This window comes from Halomonas ventosae, assembly GCF_004361885.1.
Taxonomy (GTDB): Bacteria; Pseudomonadota; Gammaproteobacteria; order Pseudomonadales; family Halomonadaceae; genus Halomonas; species Halomonas ventosae_C.
On record NZ_SNWH01000060.1, the window covers coordinates 1 to 1,338 of the forward strand.

The window sequence follows — 1,338 nt, forward strand, 5'->3', positions numbered from 1 at the left end:
AATCCATGTGACTGATATGAAAGCGATCACAGGGTGAAGGATGCAAGAGCTGGATCTCTCTGTCTCAGCATTAATGGATGACTTGGCAGCGCGATTAGGCCCGCTCTTTCCGCGTTCTGAGACGCGCGATCGTGCCCTGCGCTACATTCAGGGGCTGCTCAGTCAGTGTGAACGTAAGAATAGCTGGCATCTTGCCGAGTGGCTCGGCGATGCCACCCCCGATGGGGTGCAGTACCTGTTGGATCGTGCCCGCTGGGATGCGGAGGCGGCACGCGATGTCCTCTGCCAATGGGTCATCGATACACTGGGCTCGTCTGACGGTGTCCTGGTCCTGGACGAGACCGGATTTATCAAGAAAGGACAGCACTCGGCCGGTGTGCAACGCCAGTACAGTGGCACTGCCGGCCGTATCGAAAATAGTCAGATCGGGGTTTTCCTTCTCTACGCCAGTCCTGCAGGACATGCCTTCCTGGATCGTGCCCTGTACTTGCCCAAGTCCTGGACACAGGATCGTGAGCGTTGTCGGCGTGCCGGGATTCCCGATGACGTCGAATTCGCCAGCAAACCAGAGCTCGCCCGCCGCATGCTGGAGCGCGCACTGGACCAGGGGATACCGGCCGCCTGGGTGACGGGGGATAGCGTCTATGGCGGCAACCGCGGCCTGCGCCTATGGCTGGAGGAACGCTCGCAACCCTTTGTTTTAGAAATAGCGTGCAACGAACCCTTGTGGTGGCAGAGTGTTCAGTACACGCGAGCTGACGAGATCGCCGCGGCGCTGACCGAGGATGAATGGCAGACATTGTCCGCCGGCTCAGGCAGCAAGGGCGAACGCTGGTACGACTGGGCGTTGACGCCTCTGACAAGGCTGCAGCCTACGGAAGAGGCGCGCCGCTGGGGCCATTATCTTCTGATCCGACGCAGTCGCTCGAAACCGGATGAGCTGGCTTATTATGTGGTCTATGCGCCCAGGGACTGGGTGTCGATTGAAACACTGGTACAGGTCGCGGGTCAGCGCTGGAAAATCGAGCAGGGTTTTCAGACAGCCAAGGGAGAATGCGGGCTGGATGAGTATGAGGTGAGGCGCTGGGCCAGTTGGCATCGCCATATTACGTTGTCGCTGCTCGCTCATGCCCTGCTGGTGGCGATACGGCAAGCGATCACCAGCAAAAAAAACGCTTTCCGACAGGATTCAGTGGACACTCTCCGAGCTCAGGCGGCTAATGGGAAGATGTCTATGGCAAGGACATCAGGCCTTGTCCCATGTGCTTCATTGGTCGGACTGGCGACGAAAACACCAGTACCGGGCTTGGCAGTGCCACTGTCGTCAGCAGCAAGCCC

The 1,338-nt window shown here is 59.0% G+C and carries 1 pseudogene; it reads left to right on the plus strand.

Annotation, left to right across the window (positions count from 1 at the left end):
* Positions 1–40: 40 nt before the first annotated feature.
* Positions 41–1,153, plus strand: a pseudogene (locus tag DFO68_RS15390) (IS701 family transposase); the annotation flags it as partial.
* Positions 1,154–1,338 lie beyond the last annotated feature (185 nt).